The organism is Ensifer meliloti, from assembly GCF_030064585.1.
In the GTDB taxonomy this organism is placed as follows: domain Bacteria; phylum Pseudomonadota; class Alphaproteobacteria; order Rhizobiales; family Rhizobiaceae; genus Sinorhizobium; species Sinorhizobium meliloti.
On record NZ_CP120365.1, the window covers coordinates 2,423,797 to 2,443,394 of the forward strand.

The 19,598-nt window shown below is 63.3% G+C and carries 15 protein-coding genes; 4 read left to right on the forward strand and 11 right to left on the reverse strand.

Annotated elements, in window-relative coordinates; translation table 11 throughout:
- Positions 1 to 12: 12 nt before the first annotated feature.
- On the reverse strand, positions 13 to 2,382 hold the full coding sequence (locus tag PZL22_RS18575) for a trimethylamine N-oxide demethylase (protein WP_003532499.1): 2,370 nt from the start codon (positions 2,380 to 2,382) through the stop codon (positions 13 to 15).
- A 234-nt stretch (positions 2,383 to 2,616) separates the two neighbouring features.
- Between PZL22_RS18575 and PZL22_RS18580 the strand changes: the two genes are divergently transcribed.
- Complete coding sequence (locus PZL22_RS18580) at positions 2,617 to 4,401, forward strand: trimethylamine N-oxide permease (RefSeq protein WP_003532497.1); 1,785 nt, start codon at positions 2,617 to 2,619, stop codon at positions 4,399 to 4,401.
- Between the two features lie 111 nt (positions 4,402 to 4,512).
- Here PZL22_RS18580 and PZL22_RS18585 read toward each other — a convergent pair whose 3' ends face one another.
- The 3 genes from PZL22_RS18585 to araD all read right to left on the reverse strand — a co-directional run bounded on the left by PZL22_RS18585 (position 4,513) and on the right by araD (position 9,687).
- Positions 4,513 to 6,966 (reverse strand): phosphoketolase family protein, encoded by a 2,454-nt coding sequence (locus PZL22_RS18585; RefSeq protein ID WP_033048965.1) that lies wholly within the window; start codon positions 6,964 to 6,966, stop codon positions 4,513 to 4,515.
- Positions 6,967 to 7,113: 147 nt separating this feature from the next.
- Complete coding sequence (locus PZL22_RS18590) at positions 7,114 to 7,899, reverse strand: NAD-dependent epimerase/dehydratase family protein (protein WP_003532495.1); 786 nt, start codon at positions 7,897 to 7,899, stop codon at positions 7,114 to 7,116.
- 63 nt (positions 7,900 to 7,962) lie between these two features.
- Positions 7,963 to 9,687 carry an L-arabinonate dehydratase gene (gene araD / locus PZL22_RS18595; RefSeq protein ID WP_003532494.1) on the reverse strand — a complete coding sequence of 575 codons (1,725 nt, stop codon included), beginning with the start codon at positions 9,685 to 9,687 and terminating at the stop codon, positions 7,963 to 7,965.
- Positions 9,688 to 9,764: 77 nt separating this feature from the next.
- Between araD and PZL22_RS18600 the strand changes: the two genes are divergently transcribed.
- Both PZL22_RS18600 and PZL22_RS18605 read left to right on the forward strand, forming a co-directional pair.
- Positions 9,765 to 10,487 (forward strand): FadR/GntR family transcriptional regulator, encoded by a 723-nt coding sequence (locus PZL22_RS18600; RefSeq protein WP_003532493.1) that lies wholly within the window; start codon positions 9,765 to 9,767, stop codon positions 10,485 to 10,487.
- Between the two features lie 274 nt (positions 10,488 to 10,761).
- Positions 10,762 to 11,646 (forward strand): SMP-30/gluconolactonase/LRE family protein, encoded by an 885-nt coding sequence (locus PZL22_RS18605; protein WP_284718529.1) that lies wholly within the window; start codon positions 10,762 to 10,764, stop codon positions 11,644 to 11,646.
- Positions 11,647 to 11,666: 20 nt separating this feature from the next.
- Here the strand turns inward: PZL22_RS18605 and PZL22_RS18610 are convergent, their stop codons facing one another.
- From PZL22_RS18610 to PZL22_RS18640, 7 genes are read right to left on the reverse strand one after another with little or no spacing between them, the layout of a single operon-like run.
- Positions 11,667 to 12,308: a glutathione S-transferase family protein gene (locus tag PZL22_RS18610; RefSeq protein ID WP_003532491.1), complete on the reverse strand. Its 642-nt coding sequence runs from the start codon at positions 12,306 to 12,308 to the stop codon at positions 11,667 to 11,669.
- Positions 12,305 to 13,387: an ABC transporter ATP-binding protein gene (locus PZL22_RS18615; RefSeq protein ID WP_003532490.1), complete on the reverse strand. Its 1,083-nt coding sequence runs from the start codon at positions 13,385 to 13,387 to the stop codon at positions 12,305 to 12,307. Before PZL22_RS18615 ends, PZL22_RS18610 begins: the two co-directional genes overlap by 4 nt.
- 23 nt (positions 13,388 to 13,410) lie before the next feature.
- On the reverse strand, positions 13,411 to 14,484 hold the full coding sequence (locus tag PZL22_RS18620) for a Gfo/Idh/MocA family protein (protein ID WP_003532489.1): 1,074 nt from the start codon (positions 14,482 to 14,484) through the stop codon (positions 13,411 to 13,413).
- 1 nt (position 14,485) lies between these two features.
- Positions 14,486 to 15,502 carry a Gfo/Idh/MocA family protein gene (locus PZL22_RS18625; RefSeq protein ID WP_003532488.1) on the reverse strand — a complete coding sequence of 339 codons (1,017 nt, stop codon included), beginning with the start codon at positions 15,500 to 15,502 and terminating at the stop codon, positions 14,486 to 14,488.
- A 22-nt stretch (positions 15,503 to 15,524) separates the two neighbouring features.
- A complete protein-coding gene (locus PZL22_RS18630) occupies positions 15,525 to 16,412 on the reverse strand; it encodes a carbohydrate ABC transporter permease (protein WP_003532486.1) in 888 nt (295 codons plus the stop codon).
- Positions 16,405 to 17,361 carry a carbohydrate ABC transporter permease gene (locus PZL22_RS18635; RefSeq protein ID WP_014529984.1) on the reverse strand — a complete coding sequence of 319 codons (957 nt, stop codon included), beginning with the start codon at positions 17,359 to 17,361 and terminating at the stop codon, positions 16,405 to 16,407. The genes PZL22_RS18630 and PZL22_RS18635 overlap by 8 nt, the downstream gene beginning before the upstream one ends.
- A gap of 5 nt (positions 17,362 to 17,366) precedes the next feature.
- A complete protein-coding gene (locus PZL22_RS18640; protein WP_003532482.1) occupies positions 17,367 to 18,650 on the reverse strand; it encodes an ABC transporter substrate-binding protein in 1,284 nt (427 codons plus the stop codon).
- Between the two features lie 194 nt (positions 18,651 to 18,844).
- Between PZL22_RS18640 and PZL22_RS18645 the strand changes: the two genes are divergently transcribed.
- Positions 18,845 to 19,522, forward strand: coding sequence for a TetR/AcrR family transcriptional regulator (locus PZL22_RS18645; protein WP_003532480.1), 678 nt, complete (start codon positions 18,845 to 18,847; stop codon positions 19,520 to 19,522).
- The last annotated feature ends 76 nt before the right edge of the window (positions 19,523 to 19,598 follow it).

Below are 19,598 nucleotides of genomic sequence, written 5' to 3' on the forward strand. Positions count from 1 at the left end.
TCCCAAATCGGTTCAGGAGCGCGGCCGCTTCTTCTGCGGATCGTAGTGCGACAGCGGCACGACGATTGCGGGCAGGCGCTTCTGCTGGCCGTCAAGCTTGCCGATCTCCACCTGCGTACCGACCGTCGCATGCGTAACGTCGATCCGGGCAAGCGCGATCGTCTTGCCGAGGACCGGTGAGCGGGTGGCACTGGTGATGACGCCGATCTGCGCGCGTCCGACATGCACGCAGTCGCCGTGGCCGACCGCCTCGTTCGCCTGTATGTCGAGGCCGACCATCAAGTGGCGCGGGTTTTCCTTGCGGCGGATCAGCGCTTCGCGGCCGATGAAATCGTCATGCTTGGACTTCAGTGGCACCGTGAAGCCGATACCGGCCTCGAACGGGTCGGTCTGATCGTCGAAGTCGTAATGAGCGAAGATCAGGCCCGCCTCGATGCGGACCATGTCGAGCGCTTCCAGCCCCATCGGCCTCAGCCCATGCGGCTCGCCGGCCCGCCAGACCGCGTCGAAAACGGTCAGGGCGTCTTTTGGGTGACAGAATATCTCGTAGCCGAGCTCGCCGGTATAGCCGGTGCGCGAGACGACGATGGGCGCCCCCTCGAAGCCTCCGATGCGACCGACCGCGAAACGGAACCATTCGAGCTCGCCGATCGTGGGCTGACGCGGTGCCGTCCAAACGATCTCCTTGAGGATGTCGCGGCTCTTCGGGCCCTGAACGGCAATATTGTGCATCTGATCGGTCGAGGAACGCACCCAGGCCCTGAAGCCTTTCTTCTCCGCCTGCTCGCGCAGCCAGATGCCGCTGTAATCGTCCCCGCCGATCCAGCGGAAGTTCTTGTCGCCGAGGCGGAAAAGGGTGCCGTCGTCGATCATGCCGCCATGCTCGTAGCACATCGCGGAATAGACGACCTGCCCGGTCGAAAGCTTGCGCACGTCGCGCGTCAGGCAATATTGCAGCAATTCCTCGGCATCCGGACCGGTGACCTCGAACTTGCGCAAAGGCGAGAGATCGATCACTGCCGCCCTTTCCCGGCAGGCCCAGTATTCCTCGACCGGCCCCGCCGACGAAAACCGGTTCGGCAGCCAATAGCCGCGATATTCAGCGTAGTCTCGCGTCAGCGCCGAGAAACGGGGGTGAAAGGCGGTTTCACGCGTCAGTTCGGGATCGGCATCGGGTGTCATGCGATAGGCTACCGCTCGTGAGAATTGCTCTTTTCCGGAAAAGGTCCGGACGTGGATGTCGGTCGGATCCCAGCCGTTTGCCGCGTCGATATCGTCGGGGCAGGAGGAGGAGACGCAGACGAGGTCGGTCAGGGCCCGCATCAGCACGTAGTCGCCCGGACGCGACCAGGGCTCATCGAGATAGAGCTGATTGTTGTGGTCGATATCGGTGTTGTAGAAATAGTTGAGCGCCTCCCAGCCCTTGCGGCCGGGAATGCCATAAGGCGCAAGCGCCGCGTTGAAATTGTCGGTACAGTTGACGTGGCCGGGATAGCCCATGTCATCGTAATAGCGCGAATTGCAGGCGGTGGCGAAAGCGTCGTGACGGCCAACCGTGTCCTGCACGATCTCCACCAGCGGCTCGAAATCGCGATCGAAAGCCTTGGAGGGCAGGCCCGGCGCCGGGTAGCTGCGCCCGAGCAGGGTACGGGTGACGGTTGAGTCGAGAGCCAGGTCGAGGCCCTTGTCGACCTTGCGGGCGGCAAAGGCCTGAAAGTCCGTGCACTGGCGGCCATAGACGTCGATGATCTGTATGAATTCTCCGGCCCGCACGAAATACGCCGAAGCGGTTGCAGCCTTGATGCGGATGTCTTCGATCGGATCGGCAAGCGGCTCCGGCAAGGCGGAGGAATAGTCGCGGACCACCCTGCTGCGGCGGACCCTGACCTCGATGGGCGTTGCCGTGTCCTGTGCCTCGGGCGACATCGCCTCTGCGGGTGCGGCAACGATCAGCAGCCCCTTCACCGCGATCGTGAATTCGACCCTGCTGCCCGGCGTGGACCGTTCCCCGAAGATGCGGAGCGCGCCGGCCGTGGCCAGATCCGCACCGCGGCGCCGAAGCGCGCTTCGAATGCGCAGCGTGCCCGCTTCTTCGCGGGAGAGAATGGTCTTGAGGCCCTCGGCGGCATTGGTGAACGCCGCGCCGAGGCCTGCCGCCTGGAAGCGGCCGCTTTCGTCAACGAAGGAAAGCTCGCATGCCTGGCCGCCCTCCGCATCGGTGACCGTCACCAGGTCTCCCGCTTCGACGCGTACGACCAGCGAGCCGCCACCCTTGCATCGGTATCGTTCAGTGTCCTTCGGCAGCGCCGGAATGCCCGGATAGCGGATGATGCTCGCCGAAACGGGCCTCCCCCCAAGCATCCCAGGACGGCGATTTTCCATAGCACCCTCGCGGCCGAATGTTGGCCCCTGCCCGGATCATGCTGGCAAAATACCGAGCTGAAGTAAAGGAGATATATTGACTATGAAGAAACTTTCTTCACTATGCATAAACGGCCGGATCTGAATTCAATGCATAAATGGGGCACCAAGACATCGGGCCGGCTGCCGTGGGAGGCACGTTCAGGGAGACGTATCGAAGAACACGTCCGGAACAAATAAAAGGGGAACTCAGCGATGACAGATGTGGTGAACGCCGGCATTGCTGCCGGCACCGAGGGGAAGCTTATACGCGCGCTCGACTGGAAGGGCGCTTTCTGGGTGGCAGCTGGCGTGCCGCCACTCGTGCTCTTCTCCATCGGCGGCATTGCCGGCACGACCGGCAAGCTGGCCTTCGCGGTCTGGATCATTTCGATGATCATGGGCTTCCTGCAATCCTTCACCTATGCGGAAATCGCCGGGATGTTCGCCAACAAGTCCGGCGGCGCCTCGATCTATGGAGCGACCGCATGGCTGCGCTATTCGAAATTCATCGCGCCGCTTTCCGTCTGGTGCAACTGGTTCGCCTGGTCGCCGGTGCTCTCGCTCGGCTGCGTGATCGCCGCGGGCTATATCCTCAATGCCCTCTTCCCGATTCCGGCGGCGGATTCGCAGGCGGTGCTCGACTGGATCGGCGCCCATGCCGCCTCCGTCACCGCCGATAGCCCCCGTGTCGCCGAGTATATCGCGGCCCATGCCGGCACCCCCCCGGAAGATGCCGTCAAGGCGGTTCTCGCAGCCGACGGCGTAGCGGCGCTGACGCCCATGATCCGCAACTGGTCGCTGGTCAGCTTCAGCATACCCTTCCTCGCCACGGCCAATATCAACGCCACATTCCTGATCGGCGGCATCCTGATGCTGATCATCTTCGCGATCCAGCATCGCGGCATCGCCGGGACCGCCAGCGTTCAGAAGTGGCTCGCTATGCTCGTCCTCATTCCCTTGCTGATCATCGGCATCTATCCGATCGTCAGCGGCCATATCGTTGCCTCCAACGTCACCGGCCTCGTGCCACCGACGGCCGCCTATTCCGGCGAGGACGGCACTTGGAGCAATGGCGGCTGGACGCTCTTTCTCGGCGGCCTCTATATCGCCGCCTGGTCGACTTACGGGTTCGAGACGGCGGTCTGCTATACGCGCGAACTGAAGAACCCGCGGACCGACACCTTCAAGGCGATCTTCTATTCCGGCCTCGTCTGCTGCCTGTTCTTCTTCCTCGTACCCTTCGCCTTCCAGGGGGTGCTTGGTCATGCCGGCATGCTGGCGCCCGGCATCATCGACGGCACGGGTGTGGCCGAGGCGCTCGGGGGCCTGATCGGCGCCGGCCGTATCGTCACCCAGCTTCTCGTCGTTCTAATGATTCTCGCTCTCTTCCTCGCCATCATGACGGCGATGGCCGGCTCCTCGCGCACGCTTTACCAGGGCTCGAAGGACGGCTGGCTGCCGAAATATCTCAACCATGTGAACGAGAACGGCGCGCCGACCCGGGCCATGTGGACCGACTTCGCTTTCAATCTGTTCCTGCTTGCCATCGCCTCGGACGTCGGCGGCTACTTCTTCGTGCTCGCCGTCTCCAATGTCGGCTACATCATCTTCAACTTCCTGAACCTCAACTCCGGCTGGATCCACCGTATCGACTCCGGCCATATCGAGCGGCCCTGGAAGGCGCCGACCTGGCTGATCGGCCTGAACACCGTGCTGGCCTTCGTGAACGCTCTCTTCCTGGGCGCCGGCGCCAAGGTCTGGGGCTACTCCAATGCGTTGTGGGTCGGCTTCATCTTCGCCGCGCTCATCCTGCCGGTCTTCGCCTATCGCCACTACTTTCAGGATCGCGGCAGGTTCCCGCTCGAAGCCATGGAGGATCTCGGCCTCTCCGGGCAGAACCTCGGCGTCAGGAAGGCGGGCATGTTACCCTATCTGGCGCTCGGCGGAGGCCTCGCCATCGTGCTGTTCGCCAACTGGTTCTTCCAGCTGCCGGCCTGAACTCGGGGGCAGTGGCACGTTCTGCATCAGACCCTGCGATCGAAACACAGAAAAAGGCCCGCTTCGGCGGGCCTTTTGTGATGGTATGTCCGGTCGCGGAAGTGCGTCCTCTCAGACATTGTCGCTTTCGGTCGATGTTCCCTGTGCCTTGCCGGCGCTGCCGGCGCCCCATTTCCAGCCGCTGATCGCCGGCATGTCCTCGCCGTATTTCTCGATATGGTGCCTGTGGTCGATCAGCCGCTCGTGGATCGCCTGCTTGAAATAGGCCGCGCGGGCGCCGAGTTGCGGCAGCCGGTCGATGACGTCCTCGACCAGATGGAACCGGTCCAGATGGTTGAGCACCACCATGTCGAAGGGCGTCGTCGTCGTCCCCTCTTCCTTGTAGCCGCGGACATGCAGATTGGCATGGTTCGTGCGGCGATAGGTGAGGCGGTGGATCAGCCAGGGATAGCCATGGAAGGCGAAGATGATCGGCTTGTCCTTGGTGAACAGGGCGTCGAAGTCGCGGTCCGGCAGGCCGTGCGGGTGCTCTCCCGATGGCTGCAGCTTCATCAGATTGACGACGTTGATCACCCGCACCTTCAATTCCGGCAGGTGTTCGCGCAGCAATTGCACCGCGGCGAGCGTCTCCAGCGTCGGAACATCGCCGCAACATGCCATGACCACATCCGGCTCGCAGCCTTTGTCGTTGCTTGCCCATTCCCAGATGCCGAGGCCCTCGGTGCAATGCTTCACCGCCTGGTCCATGGTCAGCCATTGCGGAGAAGGCTGCTTGCCGGCAACGACGACGTTGATGTAGTTACGGCTCCTCAGGCAATGGTCCGTCACCGACAGCAGCGTATTGGCGTCCGGCGGCAGATAGACGCGGATGATGTCCGCCTTCTTGTTGACCACGTGATCGATGAAGCCGGGGTCCTGATGGCTGAAGCCGTTATGGTCCTGGCGCCAGACATGCGAGCTCAGGAAATAGTTCAGGGAAGCGATCGGGCGCCGCCACGGGATCTCGTTGCAGACCTTCAGCCATTTGGCGTGCTGGTTGAACATCGAATCGATGATGTGAATGAAGGCTTCGTAGCAGGAAAAGAAGCCGTGGCGTCCGGTCAGGAGATAACCTTCGAGCCAGCCCTGGCATTGATGCTCGCTCAGGACCTCCATCAGCCGTCCGTCCGGCGATAAATGGTCGTCTTCCGGATAGATGTCCGCCATGAAACAGCGATCCGTGACCTCAAGCACGTCCTGCCAGCGGTTCGAGTTGTTTTCGTCCGGACTGAACAGGCGGAAGTTCCCGGACTTCAGGTTGAGCTTCATCACGTCGCGCAGATAGCTGCCCATCACGCGGGCCGACTCGGCCGTGGCCGCTCCGGGGCTCTGAACCGCAACCGCATAATCGCGGAAGTCGGGCATCTTCAGGTCGCGCAGCAACAGCCCGCCATTGGCATGCGGATTGTCGCTCATCCGGCGGCGTCCCGTTGGGGCAAGCGCCGCCAGTTCCGCCGTCAGCCGCCCGTCACCGTCGAAGAGCTCCTCCGGCCGATAGCTCTTCATCCAGCCTTCGAGGATGCGGATATGCTCCGGCTTGTCCATGTCTCCCATCGGAACCTGATGCGATCGCCAGTAATCCTCGCATTTCTTGCCGTCGATCTCGGCCGGGCAGGTCCAGCCCTTGGGTGTGCGGAAGACGATCATGGGCCATGCAGGGCGTTTCAGATTGCCGTTGACCCGGGCGTCGGTCTGAATGCGCCTGATATCCGCGAGCGCGGTATCGAGCGCGGCCGCCAGCTGCTGATGCACGTCTGCGGGATCATGACCCTCGACGAAAAGCGGCGCATAGCCCATGCCCTCGAAGAACTTCTGCAGCTCCTCTCTGGGAATGCGTGCGAGAAAGCAGGGATTGGCGATCTTGTATCCATTGAGGTGCAGGATGGGCAGGACGCAGCCGTCGCGCGCCGGGTTCAGGAACTTGTTGCCGTGCCAGCCGGTCGCGAGCGGGCCCGTTTCGGCTTCCCCGTCGCCCACCACGCAGGCGACGATCAGCTCCGGATTGTCGAAGGCGGCACCGTAGGCATGGCTCAACGCATAGCCGAGCTCGCCGCCCTCGTGAATGCTGCCCGGCGTTTCCGGCGCGACATGGCTCGGGATGCCGCCGGGGAAGCTGAACTGCTTGAACAGCTTCCGCAGGCCTTCGGCGTCCTGGCTGATATCCGGATAGACCTCGCTATAGGTGCCCTCCAGATAGGCGTGGGCGACAAGCGAGGGCCCGCCATGCCCGGGGCCGATGACATACATCATCTCCAGATCGTCGCGCTTGATCACCCGGTTCAGGTGCACATAGAGCATGTTCAGGCCGGGCGACGTACCCCAATGGCCGAGAAGCCGCGGTTTGATGTGCTCCCGCTTCAGCGGCTCGCTGAGAAGCGGGTTGTCGAGGAGGTAGATCTGGCCGACGGAGAGATAGTTCGACGCCCGCCAGTAGGCGTCCATCCGCTGAAGTTCATCTGCAGACAGCGGACCGGCGGATAAAGGCTCTTGGCTGGAAACGTCACGTGCCGTCCTGGGGGAAGTCATGTATTCCTCCTGAAGCGAGAGCTCGGATAGCGACGGTGCAACGAGCCGCCGAAGCTGCCGCTGCAGAATCTATGGCGGTGCGGCGCCAGGGCAATGCCGAGCGTAGCGGCAGGGACGGAAAACCGTGGTCTTGCGGAGCCGGTCGCCTCAACCCGGCAACTTCGCCGCCGCATGACGCCCGCCCTGATAGCGCACGCCGTCCGAAGGCTCCTCCTCACGCTTCTCAATCTCGTGCCGGTAAGGCTCGCTGCTGTCCTGCGGGCGCCAGCCGAGGAAGTCCGCATGCCCGTTAGACCACCAGACGTCGCGGTTGGCGGAGACGCCGTAGAGCACCAGATGGCCGATTTTCGGAGCATCGAGAAGCCGGCGCACAAGCGCCAGGAAATCACGCGGGCTCAGCCAGGTGGAGAGCATGCGCCGGTTGGTGGGTTCGGCGAAGCAGCTGCCGATCCTGAGGCAGGCGGTTTCCATGCCGTATTTGTCGAAATAGAGCCGGGAAAGGTCCTCGCCGAAGCACTTGCTGACGCCGTAAAGGCTGTCCGGCCGCCGCGGCGACAGGTGGTCGAGCGTCTCGCCGATGGGATGGAAGCCGGTCACATGGTTGGTGCTCGCAAAGAGGATGCGGTTCACGCCGGCTTTTCGCGCCGCCTCGTAGAGATTGTAGGTGCCGAGGATGTTGGCCTGAAGAAGAGCGTCGAAGTCTGACTCCACCGAGATCGCACCGAGATGCAGGATCGCATCGCAACCGCGCACGAGTTGGTCGACCGCCTCGCGCTCGGCGAGGTCGCATCGCACGATCTCCTCGCCCTCTCCGGCGGGAGAAAGCGTGGCGACATCCGAAAGGCGCAAAACATCGGCGCAGCCCTTCAGCCCCTCGCGGGCATAGCGGCCGAGGCCGCCCGCGGCCCCGGTTATCAATAGTCGCGTCGTCATGCGTACAACCTGCTTGGCACGGATCGCGATGATTTCGGGTCTAATGACCAGTCGTCGTCGGGATCAATGAATCTCGGGTTCGGGCAGCTTATGGGGCGATTGCAGGAAGGTGAAGTCGCAGCCTTCCGGCGCCTGCTGGATATTCTCCGCATGCATCTTCAGATAGCCCCTCGAATAATCGCGCTCCGGCGGCCTCCATTCGGCGAGCCGGCGCTCGATCTCCGCCTGATCGACCTCGAGCGTGATCGTGCGGCGGGCAACGTCGAGCGCGATGATGTCGCCGTTGCGGACCGCTGCCAGCGGGCCGCCGACATAGGCCTCCGGTGCTACGTGGAGGATGCAGGCGCCGTAGCTGGTGCCGCTCATGCGGGCGTCGGAAATGCGCACCATGTCGCGCACGCCTTCTTTGAGGAGCTTCCTCGGGATCGGCAGCATGCCCCATTCCGGCATGCCCGGTCCGCCGACCGGCCCGGCATTGCGCAGGATCATCACCGTGTCGGCTGTGACGTCGAGATCCTCGTCGTTCACCGCTTTCATCATAGCGTCGTAATCGTCGAAGACGAGCGCCGGACCGCGGTGTTGGAGCAGGGCAGGGTCGGCCGCCGCGGGTTTCATGACGCAGCCCTGCGGCGCAAGGTTGCCTTTGAGAATGGCCGTGCCGCCGCGCGCGGCCACCGGCCTGTCGAGCGGGCGGATCACCTCCGGCAGATGGACCTCCGCCTCATCGAGGGCGCCGCCGATCGTGCCGATCACATTGCGTTCCCCGGTATGCAGGAGCGGCTTCAATTGTTTCCAGAGCGCGATCAGGCCGCCGGCATAGTAGAAGTCCTCCATCAGGAATTCACCGGTCGGCCGGATGTTGCAGAGAACAGGGACTTCGGCCGATACGCGATCGAAATCATCGAGCGTCAGAGGAACGCCGCAACGGCGCGCGATCGCGATAAGATGGATCATCGCATTGGTCGAGCCGGCCATCGCCATGTGCACCGCGAGCGCATTCTCGAATGCCTTCGCCGTCAGAATGTCGGACGGCTTCAGATCCTCGAAGACCATCTCGACGATGCGCGCGCCGGAAAGCGCGGCCATGCGCGCATGACCGGCATCCGCCGCGGGGATGGCGGAGGCGCCGGGCAGCGAAAGCCCCAGCGTGTCGGCAAGCGCCGTCATGGTCGAGGCCGTGCCCATGGTCATGCAGGTGCCGAAGGAGCGGGCGATTCCGCGCTCCATTTCGCTCCATTCGTTCTCGGTGACGCGGCCGGCTTCCTTTTCCGCCCAGTATTTCCAGACGTCCGATCCCGAACCCAGCATCCGGCCGCGATAATTGCCGCGCAGCATCGGCCCGGCCGGCACGAAGATCGTCGGCAGGTCGACCTGGATCGCTCCCATGATCGTTCCCGGCGTGGTCTTGTCGCAGCCGGCAAGCAGGACGACGCCGTCGACCGGATGCGAGCGAATGAGCTCCTCCACCTCCATGGCCAGGAAATTGCGGTAGAGCATCGTCGTTGGCTTCACATAGGTCTCGGCAAGCGACATGGCCGGCAGCTCGATCGGAAAGCCGCCCGCCTGCCAGACGCCGCGCTTGACCTCCTCTGCCCGAGCCCTGAGATGTGCGTGGCACGGATTGATGTCGCTCCAGGTATTGATGATCGCGATGACGGGCTTGTTTGCGAGTTCCGCATGGTCGTAGCCCATCTGATAGAGGCGGGACCTGTGACCGAAGGCGCGCAGGTCCTTGACGCCGAACCAGCGAAAGCTTCGAAATTCCTCCGGCTTCTTGCGCCTGGTCATCGGCACGCTCCTTTGCATTTGCGGGCGGGTCGGCTAGATTGCGCCTGTACAGAAAAATGACAGGTGAAGGCAGACCCTTGAACGACGTAACGTTGAAACTGAAACCGGCGCGGCGGGAGCGGCTTGCCGATGTTCTCTACGGGCAAATTCTCGAGCAGATCGCCAGCGGCCAGATGGCCGAGGGGGCGAAGCTGCCGTCCGAAGCGCATATCTGCCGCGACTTTCAGGTTTCCCGTCCGGTCGTGCGGGAGGCGCTGATGCGGCTGCAGGCCGACGGCCTGGTGGTTTCGCGCCAGGGTATCGGCACCTTCGTGAAATCGCGCCCGTCCGACAAGCTCACCAGTCTCGCCGCTTCGGCCGAGATCGCGAGCTATCTGAGGGCTTTCGAGCCCCGGCTCGCGCTGGAGACGGAATGCGCGGGGCTTGCCGCGATGCGCCGGACAAAGGCTCAGCTCAATCAGATCGGCGAGGCGCTGGCGGCGCTGGAAGGCGCCTTCGCGCGCGGCGAAACCGGTTGGGAAGAGGATTTCGCCTTTCACCACGCCGTGGCAGAAGCCGCGGGAAACGAGCTTTTCCCGCGGCTTCTGGAAGAACTGCGTGACATTCTCAGCGGCTCGATGCGCATGGCGCTCGGCCTGACGCGGCAGGGCTCCGATGATCGCCGCCGCCGTGTCCTCGAAGAACACCGCAAGATCTACTCTGCCATTTCGGGCCAGAACCGGGACCTCGCCCGCCTTTACATGCGCTACCATCTGACGGAATCGCGCGCCCGTATCACCGGCTCCCATGGCGATCTCTGATCCGGTCATGCTCCGATCCACTTCAAGCGCTCGCCGAAAGCCCGGCTCACGCTGCCGCGGCGCACCGCGCGGAGCGGCAGGCCTTCAGAATCGCGGTTTCAAGGGGCGTCTTCATGTAAATCTCCCGGCCGGTTTCTTGTATTTTTATTTTACAAGTTGAGCGAGGGCAAGAGCAATGATAGAGCAAACACCTGCGGCAACGAATTCAAATATGGACTTTAAGCGCCTCTGTACGCATTTCTCCTGGCAGCGGCCCGGGCCCATGGTGTGAAACATGTCTTTCGATTTAACATTTGAGTGTCTTCTGGATTCGCGCTGCGACGTCGCCGAAAGCCCGGTTTTCGATGAGCGCCGGAACTGCCTGTTCTTCGTCGATATCGGCCGCAGCGCCCTTCATCGCGTCGATCTTTCAGGCGCCGGCCACGTCGAATGGACCATCGAGGGCGGCGCCTGCAGCACCGGCCTTGCGCGCTCCGGACGCCTCGTGCTGGCGCAGCGCGATCGCGTGGTTCTGTTCGATCCCGACGCCGGCGCGGTCACCGGGGAAATCGCCGCGATCGAGCCGGACATTGCGGATACGCGTCTCAACGACGGCAAGGTGGGACCGGACGGCGCCTTCTGGGTGGGGACGATGCACGATGTGCCCGACCGCCGCCCCGTCGCGTCGCTCTACCGCGTCTCGCCCGAGGGCGCGGTGGAACGCAAGGTGGAAGGCGTGGTCTGCTCCAACGGCCTCGCCTGGAGCGGCGACGGTTCCCTTCTGTTTCACTCGGATTCGCGCGGAGCCTGGATCGACCGCTGGCAGTTCGATCCAGCAACGGGCGCGCTTTCCGGGCGCAGGCGGCTGGCAAGCCTGGACGAGGCGAGCGGCCGACCGGACGGAGCCGCCACCGACGTGGAAGCCCAATACTGGAGCGCCGGCGTGTCGGCCGGGATCGTCAATCGCTTCTCGCCCGAAGGCCGCCTTGTCGGGACGCACCGCTTTCCGGTGCCGGCGCCGACCATGCCCTGCTTCGCCGGGCCGGACTTGAAGACGTTTCTCGTCACGTCGCTGCGGCCCGCGGGCATCGGCGAGGAAAACCGCTCCGGCGGCATTTTTGTCGCAAGAAGCCCCGTGGCGGGTGTGGCCGTCCACCGCTTCGACGATCGTTGGATTTGAGGCTGGCGTCTGCGGTCCGATCAGCGCTCCGGGACAGGCGGCAGTTCGGGCGCATCCAGTCCCCTGAAGGGATCGCGCCAGGCATCGATCTCCTCGAGCCGGTCATTCCAGCGGCAGATGTTGGGATAATCGCCAAGCGGCAGCCCGGCGGCATCGTTGAAGGGCAGAAAGGTCGCCATTCGGAAATCCGCATGGGACACGGCGCCTCCGACCAGCCAGTTCCGCCCGGAAAGCTCCATATCGAGTATCGCCGCTGCCGTACGGAACATGCTCAGCCCCTCCTCGACCAGCTGCTGGTCGATCGGGCCGAGCCCATAGCGCTGCTTCGTGCCGCGCTCGAACTGCACCATGTCGCAAGCTCGTACGAAGTTTTCCTTGCCCCAGCTGATCCATCGGACCATGTCGGGTTCGTCGTCGCCGATGCGCCAGAAATCCGATTTCATCGCGCGTGAAAGCCGGCAGGCGATCGCGTCGGCCTCCCAAAGGCTTTTTCCGGCCTCCACGAGTATCGGCAGCGAAAGGTTCGGGTTGAGCGGCCGAAACCGTTCCGCCTGCCCCGGCGCGAAGGGCGAGGCGAACTCGAACTCGACCTCGGCTGCGAGATGGCGTGCCACCGCGACGGCAAGACGCGGATTGGGATTGCGGCTGTAGAACAGTTTCATCGCATGGCCCTGCCGTCGGCGCCGAAGACATGGCAGCGCGACGGGTCGAAGTGGACGGCGAGATTGGAGCCGCGCTCGACCTTCTGCTGCCCCTCCAGCGCGACGGTCAGCTGCTGGCGATCCGGCGTGATCCCGTAGAGCATGGTTTCGCCGCCGAGATTCTCGACAATCTCGACATTGACGGTAGCGAGCTCGATACCGCCCTCGCGCGCGGAAAGATGCTCCGGCCGGATGCCGAACGTGACGTCCTGTCCCTGTGTCGCACCGTTCAGGCGACGGGGAAGGCGGATCGTTCCGCCGCAGACCTCGATCGCCGTCTCGCTTCCGGTGACGTCCGCGATCCGCGCCTTGAGGAAATTCATCTTGGGGCTGCCGATGAAGCCGGCGACGAAGCGGTTGACGGGATTGTTGTAGAGATCGAGCGGTGCGCCCACCTGCTCGATTCGGCCGGAATTCAGGACGACGATCTTGTCGGCCATGGTCATGGCCTCCACCTGATCGTGCGTCACATAGATCATGGTGTTGCCGAGGTCCCGATGAAGCCTCGAGATCTCGACGCGCATCTGCACGCGGAGTTCGGCGTCGAGGTTGGAAAGCGGCTCGTCGAAGAGGAAGATGCGCGGCTCGCGCACGATCGCCCGGCCGATCGCCACGCGCTGCCGCTGACCGCCGGAGAGCGCCTTCGGCTTGCGGTCGAGCAGCTTTTCGATCTGCAGGATCTCGGCCGCCCGGCGCACCTTCGGCTCGATTTCGGCCTTCTTGAAGCCGGCCGTTTCGAGGCCGAAAGCGAGATTCTTGTAGACCGACATGTGCGGATAGAGCGCATAGGACTGGAACACCATGGCAATGCCGCGTCTGGCGGGTGCCACTTCGTTCATCCGGTCGCTGTCGAGCATCAGCGTGCCGCCGGAAATCTCCTCCAGTCCGGCGATCATTCTGAGCAGCGTCGACTTGCCGCAACCGGACGGACCCACGAAGACGGCGAACTCGCCGGGGTCTATGGTCAGGTCGATGCCGTGGATCACGTCGAGCGCGCCGTAGCGCTTCTCGACCTTCTGAAGAACGACGCTCGTCGCCATGTCAAAGTCCCTCCCTGCGGCCTTTATCGGGTATTCGCACGCCAATCGGCGTATTTCGGGCTGTCCGGCCCAAGCGGTAACTCAATTTCGCGGCCGGTATCGGCGGATTGATAGATCGCGGTGACCAGTTCCAGTGCGCGGCGCGCGTCCTGCGTCGTCACGGGCAGGGGTCCCCTGCCGCTCAGGAAATCGTGGAAATGCGCCATCTGGGTGGTAAAGCGTGGCGAGACCGGGCGCCAGTCGCCGGTCACTTCGTCTATCCGCGCCTGCACTTCGTCATTTGCCGCGATGATCTTCCACGGATCCTTACCCGGCGCATAGGGTTCGTGGCTGCTTTCGAAGGTGACGTTCTCGAAATGCAGCCTGAGCCGGCTGATCTGCTCCTGCGAGCCGAGCGTACAGGAAAGCGAAACGAAGGCGCCGTTCTTCATGAGCAGGCTCGCCGAGGCGCAATCCTCGACCTCGATGTCGTTGACCCGGGTCGCGACGCGGCCGAATACGCGCGCCACCGGGCCGAGAAGATGCAGCATCATATCGTGCAGATGCAGCGCGTGGGTGACGAGCACGCCGCCGAGCTCCGTCGCCCACTTGCCGCGCCAGGGGACGGAATAATATTCGGGCGTGCGCAGCCAGAACGTCTCGACCGAGCCGACATAGGGCTTGCCCGCGATGCCCGCCTCGATGATGCGCTTGGCTTTCTCGATGCCGTCGCCATAGCGGTACTGGAAGATCGGCATCAGCACGCCGCGGGCCTCTTTCTCGGCTTCCATGATCGCATCGACGCCCTCGAGCGATCCGGTCAGCGGCTTTTCGCAGATCACATGCTTGCCGGCGGCAAGTGCTGCGAGCACCTGTTCGAGATGGATGCCTGGCGGGGTGCAGATGTCGATGATGTCGATGCTGTCGTCGTCGAGCAGTTCGTTGAAGGAGCGGGTCCGCTGCTCGATGCCGAATTCGTCGCCGACCTCGTTCAGCCGCTCCTCGTTGAGGTCGCAGAGAGCCTGGACCCGGAACTTGTCCGGGTGCGGCTGATAGCCTTCGACGATGTGCGAACGCCCGATGCCGCAGCCGATGATGGCAACTGTCTTCACGCTCATGTCAGTTCCTGTCCCCGTTCTGTTCGGCGATCGCCTGCGCCTGAAGCGCAAGCTCCATGGCCTTGAAGCAGCGCTCCTGCGGCATTGCGGTTTCGGTCCTGTCGCGGATGTCGGCGAGGAACTGGCGCCCGAAGGGCAGGTCGACGCGAGAGCAGTCGATATGTTCGACGCCGTTGCGGTCCGCGAGAAACAGGTGGTTGCCGCCTTCGCGGCCGGCGAGATCGACCGTCTTGCGGACCTCGATCGTTCCGGAGGTGCCGACGATGAAGAGCCGGCCGTCACCCCAGGTCGGCATTCCCTCCGGGGTCAGCCAGTTCACATGAATCATGCCGGTGGTCCGCCCCGTCGAGAGGTGGATACTGCCCGTATCCTGCAGTTCCGGAGCGTCGGGAACGCTTCGGTTGCCGACGCTTGCCGATAGCACGGTCGCGTCGTTGACGCCGGTGAAGAACAGGAACTGCTCGCACTGGTGCGATGCGATGTCGGTCAGGATGCCGCCATAGTCCGCGCGGCGGAAGAACCAGTCGGGCCGCGTCTCGCGGCGCAGCCTGTGCGGGCCGAGGCCGACGATGTGCACCACCTCGCCGATCGCGCCGGCGGCGACGAGCTCGCCGGCCTTGACCGTGGCCGGGCTCTCGAAATGCTCCGAATAGAGGATCGAGAAGATGCGGCCCGTCTCGGCCTGGACCCGGCGCAGCTTGGCGAGCTGGTCGAAGCTCGTCATGCCCGGCTTGTCGACGAGCACGCCCTTGCCGTGCTGCATGGCACGGATCGCCAGTTCCGCGCGCTCGCTCGAAACGGCGGCCGAGACGATGAGGCCGATGTTCTCGTCCTCGAGGATTTCCTCTGCCGTCGCGATGCGCCGGGCGTCCGCGTAGACGGCGGAAAATTCCGCGGCCAGCGCATCGTCCTTCTCGTGGAAGCCGGCGAGGCGGGCGCCGGCCCGAAGCAGGCAGTTGACCTGGCCGTAGATGTGGTTGTGGTTGAGCCCGACGGCAGCGAAACGCAGTTCGTCCATGATGATTTTCAAGCTCCGTCGCTCAGCGCTTCATGCCGGTTGTGGCGATGCCCTCGATCAGAAGGCGCTGGAAGAAGAGGAAGAAGAAGAACACCGGCACGAGCGAGAGCGTCGACATGGCGAAGAGCCCGCCCCAGTCGGAGGTGCTGCTGGAGTCGACGAAGGTCCTCAAGCCGAGCTGGATCGTGTAGCTGTTCATGTCGTTGAGGTAGATCAGCGGCCCGAAGAAATCGTCCCAGGTCCAGATGAAGGAGAAGATGGCGGCCGTCGCCAGAACGGGAAGCGATAGCGGCAGCATGATCTTCCAGTAGATGCGCCAGGCGCCGCAGCCGTCCATCATCGCCGCTTCGTCCAGTTCGCGCGGTATTCCGCGGAAGAACTGCACCATCAGGAAGATGAAGAAGGCATCGCTGGCGAGGAACTTCGGGACCACCAGCGGCAGGAAGGTGTTCACCCAGCCGAGATCGAGGAAGAGCACATATTGGGGAATGAGCGTCACGTGATAGGGGATCATCATCGTGCCGAGCATGATCGCGAACCAGAAATTCCGCCCCGCGAAGCGCAGCCTCGCGAAGGCATAGGCCGCGAGCGAGCAGGCGACGACATTGCCGACGACGGTGAGGACCGCAATGACCAGCGAGTTCCAGAAGAACCGCCCGAAGCTGACGTCGAGCCCGAACCAGCCGCGCACATAGGAGGAAAAGTCCACCGAGGAGGGCCAAAGCGACGTCGAGGCGAAGATCTCGTCCTCCGGCCTGACCGAGGCCGAGATCATCCACAGGAGCGGATAGATCATGGCGATCGAGGCGGCGATCAGGGCGGCGTGAACGAGGAACGATCCGACAGGGCCGCGGCGGCCCGTCGGGACCGGCGGCGGGGCGGTTACCGAGCTCATGGTCGCGTCAGTCATCGTAGTGCACCCAGTAGCGAGAGGTGAGGAACGAGAAGGCCGTGAACAGCCCGATGATCAGCACGAGAATCCAGGCAAGCGCCGAGGCGTAGCCCATGCGGAAATTACCGAAGGCCTCCTGGTAGAGGTAAAGAGTGTAGAACAGCGTCGAGTTGATCGGGCCGCCGGTGCCGCCGGAAATGATGAAGGCGGGGGTGAAGGCCTTGAAGGCGTCGATCGTCTGCACGACCGCGTTGAAGAAGATGACCGGCGTCAGCAGCGGCAGCGTGATCTTGTAGAACTGACGGAACTTGGACGCCCCGTCGAGGCTTGCCGCCTCGTACATGTCCGTCGGGATCTGCCGAAGGCCCGCGAGGAAGATGATCATCGGCGATCCGAACTGCCAGACGCTCAAGACCACGAGCGTCCATATCGAATAGTCCGGATGCGAGATCCAGCTCGGCCCCTCGATGCCGAACTGGGCCAGCAGGCTGTTGATCAGGCCGTCGCCGGCAAAGAGCTGCCGCCAGAGCACGGCGATAGCGACGCTGCCGCCAAGCAGCGACGGCAGGTAGAAGATCGCCCGATAGACGGTGAGCCCCCGGACGCCGCGGTCGAGAAGGATCGCGACGAGCAGCGCGAAGGCGAGCTTGAAGGGCACCGAGAGCACGACATAGAGAAACGTCACCTTGACGGCAGCGGCGAACTTCGGGTCGGCCGTCGCGATGCGCGCGTAGTTGGCGGTGCCGATCCATTCCGGCGCGCGGATCAGGTCGAAGTTCGTGAAGGAGAGATAGAGCGACGCGATGGCGGGCCCGAGCGTCAGGCCGAAGAAGCCGATGAGCCATGGCAACAGGAACATGTAGCCGGCTCCATGGCTTGCCCATATCCTGGCCAGGCGACCCTGTGCGGCCGGGCGCGAAGACGCGCCCGTGCCGACTGCGACAGCGGTGTCCTGCACGGCCGCCATCCTCCTTAACCCCGCGCGAGGATCTGGCTGACCTCGTTCACCAGCGTCTCGCCCCCTTGCTTGGCGTCGAGCTGACCGAAGCCGACCTGTTCGGCGACGTTGCGCAGAGCGAATTCCGCCTCGCCGGCACCGCTGGGCGGCGGCGGCGGCAGATCGCCGGCAAGCGCTCCGAGACCCGAGACATAGTCGAGCATGGCGCGGCCGAGCTCGTCGAGCGTCGACGCCAGTTTTTCGCGTACGGCTGCCGATTCCGGTACGCCGCGCTCGACGCCCAGGATTTCGGCGGCTTTCGGATCCTTGACGAAGAAGTTGACGTATTTGGCGCCGAGTTCCGGGTCCTTGGTCTGGGCCGAAACCGAGAAGAACATCGACGGCTTGCGGTAATGGCCGCCCTTCGCATCCTTGCCGATCAGCGGATGGCTTCTCAACGCCAGCTTGTCCTTGTTTATGCCCTGGTAGGCGACGAACTGGTTGGAGTGCGCGAAGGAAGCGGCCGCCTTGCCGAGCGACAGCGGGCTCGTCTCCACATTGTACTGGTCGAGCGCCTGGATGTCCGGCGGGACACAGGCCTTGTCCTCTCGCATCTTCTGCCACATGGCGAACCATTCGGCCGCATCGTTCGCATCATAGGCGATCTTGCCGTCCGCCGTGAACAGTGCCTTGCCGCGCTGGCGCAGCCAGTTTTCGAAAAGCGGCTCGACCGCGCTGCCGTCGGAGAGGCCATAGAAGCCCTTGCGCTTGCCTGCCTTGGTGATCTCGGCGCCGATTCGCGCCATCTCATCCCAGGTCGTTGACGGCGTCGGAAGTTCAATGCCGGCTTCCTCGAAAGCGGCGGCATTGACCATCATCGCTGCCGAGTTGGCGCCGAGGCTGATGCCGTAGAGCTTGCCTTCGACGCTGCCGCCCTTGATCTGCACCTGGTCGAAATCCTCGACCTTGAGCACGGAGCCGAGATAGTCGTCGAGGGGCGCGAGCGCGCCGCGCCGGGCATATTCGACGATGTAGCGATAGTCCATCTGGATGATGTCGGGCGCATTGCGCCCGGCGACCTGGGTCGCAAGCCGTGGCCAGTAGTCGCTCCAGCCGAGGAATTCGCCATTGATGGCGACGCCCGCGTTCTGCTCCTGAAAGAGCTGATTGACCTTGTTCGTGCGGTCGGCACGGGCCTGCGAACCCCACCAGAGCACCCGCAGCCGTGCCTCCTGCGCAAAGGCGGGCGCCAGTGCGGACATCGAAAGAAGTGCCGCCCCTCCCGCGAGTACATTTCGCCTGCTGATCTTATGCGTCATCTGTTCCTCCTCCCTTCGGAACGCCTCCACAACGTTCCGGCCTCTTGCAACAAATAACTATTTGGTTACAAGTTATGGACAAGCAATGATCCTGTCAAGCAGTTGTGTGCGGAACTATCATTGACTTGTAAATTATTATGACAAAGTTGCACCCGAATGCCGCTAAAGGCAAGAGGATGCGGAGGTTGCGTGTGATGGAGAAGATGCGAGACGGAGCGAAGGGGAGGAACGGGTCCGGGGGGCGGGCGGAACGGACGCTGCAGCGCGACCCCGAGCGCACGCGCGCATCGATCCTCGCCGCTGCGACCCGGGAGTTCGCCGAAAACGGCATAGGCGGCGCCCGCGTCGATGCCATCGCCGAGAGGGCGGGCATCAACAAGCGCATGCTCTATCACTACTTCGGCGACAAGGAGCAGCTTTATCTCGCGGTCCTGGAAGAGGCCTATGTCGGCATAAGAACGGCGGAAAAATCCTTAAACCTCAGCGACTTGGAACCTGAACAGGGAATTGCCGAGCTCGCCATGTTCACCTGGGGCTACTTCCTGGAGCATCCGGAGTTCCTCAGTCTCCTCGGCACCGAAAACCTGCACCGGGCCCGCTGGCTGCGTCAGTCGACGCGTCTAAAGGAACTGCATTCGAGCTTCATAGACAAGCTCTCCGACCTTCTCCAGCGCGGCAAGGCCGGTGGCCTCTTTCGGCCCGATGTCGACCCGCTGAACCTCTATCTGACGATCGCCGCCCTCGGCTATTTTTACCTTTCCAACCAATACACGCTCTCGACGATCTTCGGCCGCGACCTCATGGACAAGAGCAATCTCGACGTCTGGCAGCGCCATATCGTCCATGTCACGCTGGCATCGATCCGGCGCTGATCCAGGCACATGTCGTTTTTTTTGTTGACAAGTGTGATTCTCCTCTGCCACAAAGTAACCGATTAGTTACTGGCTT